Source organism: Vibrio sp. T9 (genome assembly GCF_003123985.1).
Taxonomy (GTDB): domain Bacteria; phylum Pseudomonadota; class Gammaproteobacteria; order Enterobacterales; family Vibrionaceae; genus Vibrio; species Vibrio diabolicus.
In genome coordinates this window covers 1-559 of sequence record NZ_NIGY01000042.1, presented here as the reverse complement: position 1 = coordinate 559, position 559 = coordinate 1, and the positions used below count along the sequence as shown (strand labels likewise).

The 559-nt window shown below is 61.0% G+C and carries 1 protein-coding gene; it reads left to right on the top strand.

The genetic code is table 11. From position 1 onward, the window contains the following. Window positions 1-127 precede the first annotated feature (127 nt). A complete protein-coding gene (locus tag CBX98_RS25300) occupies window positions 128-478 on the top strand; it encodes a DUF3147 family protein (protein ID WP_046968765.1) in 351 nt (116 codons plus the stop codon). The last annotated feature ends 81 nt before the right edge of the window (window positions 479-559 follow it).

Here is a 559-nt window from a genome sequence, read left to right as displayed (position 1 = left end):
GCACCGCTATGCTCACGTGGTCGACGCCCTGATTCTTTGCTCCGGCATTTCGCTGGTATGGGCGGCATTTACTGGCAACGCCTGATCGAAGAAGCGATGTCGTCGATACCACCTGTTGGGGGAAGCCATGTACTGGATCATCACCAAATACCTGATCACGGCGGCCGTCGTTGTCGCCGTGTCCGAAGTGGCAAAGCGAAGCGATCGCCTCGGCGCGCTGATCGCTTCTTTGCCACTGGTCACGCTGCTTGCGCTGACATGGCTCTACATCGAAAAACAGCCCGCCGAGAAAATCGCCAACCACGCGTGGTACACGTTCTGGTACGTCGTGCCGACGTTGCCGATGTTCCTGGCGTTTCCCGCGTTGCTCGCGCGATTTGGTTTCTGGCCTGCGTTGGGCCTCAGCGCCGTCATCACCATCGCGTGTTTCGCCGTGTTTGCGGTGTGCGTCAAGCCGTTCGGGATACGCCTGCTCTGAGGCACGTCACGGACGCACGCGCCGCCACACCACCTCACCATGCGCACCTTCCGCAGCGCCACTCGACGGCTTGGCAACGGT

Bases quoted from the DNA above. Each gene is read 5' to 3' on its own strand.
- CBX98_RS25300 (WP_046968765.1), top strand. From the start codon at position 128: ATGTACTGGATCATCACCAAATACCTGATCACGGCGGCCGTCGTTGTC.